Origin of the sequence: Thiohalocapsa sp. (assembly GCF_019695415.1) — a bacterium.
In the GTDB taxonomy this organism is placed as follows: Bacteria; Pseudomonadota; Gammaproteobacteria; order Chromatiales; family Chromatiaceae; genus Thiohalocapsa.
This window is the reverse complement of sequence record NZ_JAIFKJ010000402.1, coordinates 1-6,919: the sequence shown is the minus strand read 5'-3', so window position 1 is coordinate 6,919 and position 6,919 is coordinate 1. Positions and strand designations below refer to the sequence as shown.

General features: G+C 71.4%; 6 protein-coding genes. 2 read left to right on the top strand and 4 right to left on the bottom strand.

The genetic code is table 11. The features are described 5' to 3' along the window. Positions 1 to 66: 66 nt before the first annotated feature. From I6U14_RS11505 to I6U14_RS11495, 3 genes are all read right to left on the bottom strand, one after another. Positions 67 to 1,341, bottom strand: a complete 1,275-nt coding sequence (locus I6U14_RS11505) for a hypothetical protein (RefSeq protein WP_296899460.1) — start codon at positions 1,339 to 1,341, stop codon at positions 67 to 69. Further along, the gene (gene bchI / locus I6U14_RS11500) at positions 1,338 to 2,369 is read right to left on the bottom strand and encodes a magnesium chelatase ATPase subunit I (protein WP_296899458.1); all 1,032 of its coding nucleotides are present in this window, start codon (positions 2,367 to 2,369) and stop codon (positions 1,338 to 1,340) included. Before bchI ends, I6U14_RS11505 begins: the two co-directional genes overlap by 4 nt. A 222-nt stretch (positions 2,370 to 2,591) precedes the next feature. Next, the gene (locus tag I6U14_RS11495) at positions 2,592 to 3,101 is read right to left on the bottom strand and encodes an acyl-CoA thioesterase (protein ID WP_296899456.1); all 510 of its coding nucleotides are present in this window, start codon (positions 3,099 to 3,101) and stop codon (positions 2,592 to 2,594) included. A 276-nt stretch (positions 3,102 to 3,377) separates the two neighbouring features. Between I6U14_RS11495 and I6U14_RS11490 the strand changes: the two genes are divergently transcribed. Further along, positions 3,378 to 4,190, top strand: coding sequence for a 4'-phosphopantetheinyl transferase superfamily protein (locus tag I6U14_RS11490; RefSeq protein ID WP_296899454.1), 813 nt, complete (start codon positions 3,378 to 3,380; stop codon positions 4,188 to 4,190). Between the two features lie 87 nt (positions 4,191 to 4,277). On the opposite strand, the gene I6U14_RS11485 is transcribed toward I6U14_RS11490, so the two are convergent. Beyond that, positions 4,278 to 5,195, bottom strand: a complete 918-nt coding sequence (locus tag I6U14_RS11485; RefSeq protein WP_296899452.1) for a hypothetical protein — start codon at positions 5,193 to 5,195, stop codon at positions 4,278 to 4,280. A gap of 193 nt (positions 5,196 to 5,388) precedes the next feature. On the opposite strand from I6U14_RS11485, the gene I6U14_RS11480 reads away from it, so the two are divergent. Beyond that, on the top strand, positions 5,389 to 6,834 hold the full coding sequence (locus I6U14_RS11480) for an AMP-binding protein (protein ID WP_296899450.1): 1,446 nt from the start codon (positions 5,389 to 5,391) through the stop codon (positions 6,832 to 6,834). Positions 6,835 to 6,919: the final 85 nt, after the last annotated feature.

Below are 6,919 nucleotides of genomic sequence, written 5' to 3'. Positions count from 1 at the left end.
GAGGAAGAGGGTGGGGGTCCGGGAGCGCGTGCGGTGGCGGGTGATGGGGAAGCGGTCCGGGGGGACTCAGACCAGCACCGCGCCACGGCCGGACCCCAACGGGGCTGGCGGGGCGCGGCCGGCCCGGGGCGGCCGCGGCCACGGGGCCGCCGCGCGCGGCGTGGCGATGACTGCGAGGCGGGCACCGGCGCCGGGCTCGCCGCGGCGGGTGCCGGCGGGGCGCCCGCGCAGCGAGCCACTCTGGCTGGCGCCGGACTTGCCGCTCGAGTGCGAGCGGGTGCGCAGCGCGCCCATCTTGAGCATGGCCAGCAGGTTGTCCGGGATGGCCGCCTGGGCGGACTCCAGCACGACATCTTCCAGCGGCTTGTCGATGTCCTGCTCCGGCGACTGGCTGTCCTGATCGTCGTCCTGGTTCTCTTCCGGCGGCGGCGGCTCCTCGGGCTGCTGGTCCTCGGGCGGGTCCGGCATCGGCAGGCGTGTGGCGCGGGGGGCGAACACCAACCGCGCGGCGGCACCCACATCGTCCATCTCCACGACATCGCGGCCGGCCAGCGCCGCGGCGGCGCAGGCGATGCGCTGCGCGAACAGGCTGGCGCGCAGCGACTCGACCCCGAGCGCCAGCGCCGTGCCGCAGATGGCCTCCAGCATATCGTCGGGCACCGTGACACCCGGCAGGCGCCGGCGGGCACGCTGGATGGAGGCCGCATCCTCCTCAGGCGGCATGGCCGCGTTGTAGGGAATGTCGTTGAGATCAAGCAGGATCGCGAAGCGGTCCTTGAGCGTCGTCGGCACCTGCTCCTCGTCATTGGCGCCCTCGTCGAGTGCGAGAACGCCAAAGCGGGTGGGCGTGCGGGCGGTGATGCCGTCGCGCTCCACCAGGACCTCCTGCGTGTCCAGGGCCGCACTCAGGTGCGCGGCGGTGGAGCGGGCCACGCGCTCAGCCATGGCAAGCAGCACGACGCCGCCGTCGGCCTCGGCGAGCAGGCCGCGCTCCGCTACGGGGCGGCCGGCGTGCAGCGTGGCGGCCAGGTCCAGCCCGCCCAACAGGCGGCCGTCGGCGATGTGCAGGGGTACCCGGCGGAAGGGCTCCTCCGGCGGCAGCAGCTCGCGCAGGAAGTCGAGCCAGAGGTCGCGCACCGGGCCGGGCAGGGCGCGGACGTTGAGGCCGCCGGCGGCGACCGGGTCCAGCGCGAACAGGGCGGCGGCGAGGCAAGCATCGCTCCAGCGCGCGGCGATCTGCGCCCGCCGCTCGGCCTCGGCCTGCGCGACGGCTTCCGCGGCGGCGTCGGCGGGCTGTTCCCCAGACTGCATCTGCCCCAGCGCCGGGGCGGTGGCGCTCATGCCCCGAACAGCTCCTCCACCGCCCGGTTGACGCGGGTGGTGGAGCCTGCGTCGTCCAGCACATTGCGGCGCAGCCGGTGGCGCAATGCCGGCGGGGCCACGTGCTTCAGGTGCTTGTCCTCCACGGCCGCGTCGCCTTCCAGTGCGGCATAGGCGCGGGCGGCGCGGATCAGCGTCAGCTCGCCGCGGAGACCATCGGTGCCGAGCTTCATGCAGAGCTGCGAGGCGTGCTCCAGCGTGGCATCCGGCACCTCCACCTGATCCAGGTGCTCTTTCGCCTTGAGAATCTGGCGGCGGATCTTGCCGTCCTTGCGCTTATGCTTCTCGATAAATGCATCCGGGTCGCGCTCGAACTCATCGCGCAGGCGTACCACCTGCATGCGGCTCTTGAGATCCTGGGGTGTCGAGACCTCCACCGATAGGCCGAAGCGGTCCAGCAGCTGCGGGCGCAGCTCGCCTTCTTCTGGGTTGCCACTGCCCACAAGCACGAAGCGCGCGGGGTGGCGAACGCTCAGGCCTTCGCGCTCGACCACGTTCTCGCCGCTGGCGGCCACGTCCAGCAGCGCGTCCACCAGGTGATCCTCCAGCAGGTTGGCCTCGTCGATGTAGAGAAAGCCGCGATGAGCGCGGGCCAATAGGCCGGGCTCGAAGCGCTTCTCGCCGCGGGTGAGGGCGGACTCTAGATCCAGCGCGCCGATGACACGGTCCTCGGTGGCTCCAAGCGGCAAGTCCACCACCGGCACCGACCCCTTGCGCACCTTGAATCTGCCGCCGCTGGCGCGGGTGTCCCGGCAGGCATCGCACAAGGCAGCGTCGGCGGCGTCCGGATCACAGTTGTATGCGCAGCCCTCGACGACGCGCATGGGCGGCAGCAGCGCGGCCAGCGCACGGATGGCAGTGGACTTACCGGTGCCGCGGTCGCCGAACACCAGCACGCCGCCGATGCTCTGGTCCGTCGCCGCGATCAGTATGGCGAGCTTCATCTCGTCTTGGGCGACGATGGCGGAGAACGGGAAAGCGGCCGGCATAGGGATGATCCTTGGGTCTTGGGGCCTGTGTACTTGTCATCTGAGCGCACGGACCGGCGGACAACAGCCCCCGAACCTATCCCCCAGGGTTTATCCGGTCAAGCGAACGGCGGCCTTTGCTTGCTTTGGCGCAGTCAGCCGGCGCGGGCCGGGCAAAACGGCCCAGCGGGCGGATGCAGCAAAGCTCCGCCGGCCTATGCATGGTCTTGGCGGACTTGGCGCTCAGCTAACCGCGTTGTCGGCGTCGGGCCGCCAGGCTGCCTTGATCTGCCGGTGGCGCTGCTCGATCTCCCGGCGCAGCTCGCGGCGCAGCTTGGCACTGTCGTTGCGTCGGCGCTCGAGGGCGGTATCGATCTGGAGCGACGGCACGGGCACCGGACGGCCCGTCTCATCAACCGCGACCATGGTGAAGTAGCAGGTCATCACGTGGCGCGTGGTCTTCTCGATGATGTCCTCGGCGAGCACCCGGATGCCGATCTCCATGGACGTGGTGCCCGTATAGTTCACCGCCGCAAGAAAGGTCACCAGCTCACCAACGTGGATGGGCTCGCGGAAGAAGACCTGATCCACCGACAAGGTCACCACGTAGCGCTTCGCATAGCGCGCCGCGCAGGCGTAGGCCGCCTGGTCCAGCAGCCGCAGCATGGTGCCGCCGTGGACGTGGCCAGAGAAATTGGCCATGTCCGGCGTCGCCAGGTGGGTCATGCACAGGGTTTTGTGCTGCTGTTCCATGGTGATGCCGTGATGTGTGGCGAGGAAAGTATAGGCTCGGGGCGCCTGAGCGGGGTTTCCAGGCCGGCGGTCAGCGCAGCCGGCGTTTTCGCGGCACCGGCGCAGGCCGACCTTCACCCGCCCGCGGGGCATAAGGATGCCTTGCGGGCGGAGCTTGCAGCTCACATACTCGCCGCCGGCACGCAGCCCGCGTGCGGTTGCCCCCGCGCTTGCCGGATGGATAGCCGCCACGCCCCGCATCAAAACTGACCCGCTGCCCGCCGCAAAGGTCCTGCAATGCAGAAGGTGACGCTTCACATCGCCTACGGAGCGGGCACACTGGCCGAGCTCGCGGCAGGCGCCGCCCTGCTGGATGCGGATGAACAGGCACGGGCGGCGCGCTTTCGGCGCGAAACGGACCGAATGCTGTATTGCGCCGCCCACGTGCTGCTGCGCCAAGCGCTCTCTCAGCAGGCGGAGCCTGCGCCCGCGGCATGGCGCTTCGGGCAGAGCCCCCGCGGCCGCCCGGAGTACGACGCCGGCATCTGCCCCGGCTCGCCGCGCCTGCGCTTTAATCTGACCCACACACCAGGCCGGGTGTGCTGTGCGCTGACCCGGCAGCTGCCAGTGGGCGTCGACGCCGAGTGCCGGCGCGGCCTGCGCGACGCACGCGCCCTCGCACAGCGTTTCTTTGCCGCGGACGAGGCCGCCGCCATCGCCGCTGCCCGCCTGGCCGGCTCGGCGGCGGAGGCCTTGACCTTTCAGTCCATCTGGACGCTCAAGGAGGCCTACGTGAAGGCCCTCGGGCTCGGCCTGTCCATGGGCCTGGACCGCTTCGCCTTCCGGCTCACCGGGGGCGCCCCGGCTCAGATCCGGCTGCACCAAGGGCCGGATGCAGCGCACCCGGCCGCCCACTGGCGCTGCGTGCTGCTGCACCTCGACGGCGGCCGCTGCACCCTGGCGGCGGCGGTGCCTGCACCAAAGGGCGCCCGCTTTCGGGTCCTCCTGCATGGCGGCGACGCCGCGCCGGAGCCTATGCTCGCGGGGGCCACGGCGGAGACCGTGCTGCTGCCGGCGCAGCGCATCGGACCGCCCAGCGAAGGGCTGTAAGGCACCCGTTTTCCCGGCAAAGCAGGCAGCAGGAGCCGACGCGGCACCTCACGAGCAAGCAAAAACGCCAAGAAAATCGGCGTTCCCCTAAGCCGGGCGCCGTGCTGTGGGCAGGGATGGTTTCGGCAGCCGCAGCGTCCGGGTTTGAAAAACGGTACCCAATGGAGCGACTCGCCGCGCCACCCGCACGAGCACCTCGGCGTCTGCGCCGCCGGGCAGCAGCAGCCCGGCGCAGGTACCGCTGTGCGCGGTGACGACGCCGAGCACGTCCGGCTGCCTAGCCTGCTTCAGCAGGCCGGCGAGGAAGGGATTGCCGGTGCGCGCGAGATGCCGCTCGGTGGCTGCCTGGGCGCAGCGGGCGATGGCGGTGTCATCGCGGGCCGCGAAGGAGGCGAGCACGCGCTCGTAGAGCGCCTGGTCCTCGGCGATGCGGGCCTGCCCGAAGCGCAGGCGGCGGTTGTAGGCCTGGGTGCAGACCACACCGCCGGCGTCCACAGCGATGATCCGGAAGTCCGGCACGTAGTCGAAGCACGCCAGCGGCCGGCCCCGGCGGTGGTTGTAGGCCACGCAGGTTGGGTAGTGCAGCGCGTCATGGGGCTCGATTGCGGCAAAGAGCCGGCAGATGAACGCCTCGCCCGCGGCGACGCCGAACAGGGCCTCACAGGCCCGCAGCACTGCCAGCATGTCCGCCGTGCTGGAGCTGAGCCCCTTGCCGACGGGCATATCCCGGCGCAGCCCCAGGCGGAGCCCGATGCCAGTCTCGAGCCCCAGCGCCCGCAAATAGGCCTCCGCGACGCGGCGAGACTTGGCCAGGGGTGTGGTGACGCGGGACGCACCCACCACCGGCTCGCAGACGACCCCGCAGCGGCTCCACAGGTCCACGGGCAGGGTGATCAGGAAGTCCTCACCATCAGCGCGGCGGCCCTGGGCGATTTCGCCGAAGCTCGCGAAGGACTCGCCCGCAGCGACACTGCCGCCCGCGCCGGTAGGGCAGGTCGTGCACACGACCCCTGCGGACTGGGCATCCAGCGAGACACAAGCGTTTGAGGTGGGCGGGGCCTGCAGCATGGGCGGAAGCGTACAGGATCAGGCCAGCACTGACCCGCCGGCAGCGAGGCGCTGCCGGCAATGCCCGTTGCTGCCGATGATCGGCCGGGCGTGGCACCATGAGCGCTTTTGGTCCTGTTGAAGCTCACCCGTGCCCACAGCCCAGCAAAGCCCGCCGCCACCACAGACCGATGCGCCAGCGCCGGCAGCGCCCGTGCCGGCGGTCGCCATTGGCGACTCACGCTGGTCCGCGGACGCCTGCGCGACCGTGGTGGCCCGGCTCGGCCGGCAGCTGTCGGGACAGGGGCTGCGGGCAGGGGACATCGTGCTGCGCGCCACGGACGACCCGGTACATCTGCTGCTCATGCAGCATGCGTTGGTCTATGCCGGTGCGGGGCTGCTGCCCCACCCGGCCGACCTGTCGGCGGCGGCGGTCGACGACCTCAGCGCCGCGGTCGGCGCCGAGTGGCGCTGGCACGCAGGCTCGCTGATGGCTAGCGGCCTACACCGCGCAGGCGATCAGCCGAACCGGTTCGCGCCGGCGCTGCTCATCCGCACCAGCGGCAGCGGTGGCGCGCCGAAGGCCGTGATGCTGACGACAGCACAACTGCTCGCGTCCGCCGAGCGGGTCAACGCGGCGCTGGACCTGCAGGCCGGCGACGAATGGCTCTGCGTGCTGCCGCTGCATCACATCGGCGGGCTCGCCATCGGCTGGCGCTGCGCGCTGGCGGGGGCGACGCTGCGGCTGCTCCGGGATGCAGTGCAGGGCGGCTTCAATGCGCAGGCGCTGGCGGCCGCGCTGGCGCGGCATCCCATCACGCACCTCTCTCTGGTGCCGGCCATGCTGGCGCGACTGCTTGAGGTGATGCCCACACCGCCACAGGGGCTTCGGGTCCTGCTGTTGGGCGGTCAGGCGCTGCATCCGGCGCTCGCACGGCGGGCGTCGGCGGCCGGCTGGCCGCTCTACCTGAGCTACGGTATGTCCGAGACGAGCTCTATGATCGCCGTCGGTGCCTGGCAGGAGGACGTGGCGTCCGGCTGTCGCGTCGGCCCGCCGCTGCCCGATGTCACGCTGGACTGTGCGGAGCCCCATGCGCCGCCGCGTGCGCTGCGTCTGCGCGGCCCCATGCTGATGTCCGGCTATGCGGATGCGAGCAGACGGCCGGGCGTCGGCCTCGCCGATGGCTGGCTGACCACCAGCGACCTGTGCCGGCTGGATGCGGACGGCGCCCTGCGGATCTTCGGACGGGCCGATGACCTCGTGGTTATCGGCGGCGAGCAGGTCTCGCCGGCCGCCGTGGAGGCGAAGCTCGCCGCGGCACCCGGTGTGCAAGAGGTGGCAGTGGTCACCCTGGACCATCCCCACTGGGGTGCGACCCTCGCGGCCTGCTGGCGTGGGCCCGCGGCACCCGCGGCGGTGGAGGCCTGGTGCCGGAGCGCGCTGTCGGTGCGGGAGCGCCCGCGCATCTTCCGGCGCATCAACGCCCTGCCGCTGCTGGCCTCCGGCAAGCCGGATCGGGCGGCACTCGTCCGACTCGCCGCCACGCCGGATACCCCAGGGTGCTTGCAGATGCGTGAAGGTTTCGATGCGTCCTGAATGTCGCAGGTGTCGAAAGGGCTGAGGGCTGCTGAGGGCTGAGGAGCAGTTGCAGCTGGCTGTGTGGAAGTCCGGCCCTCGGCCC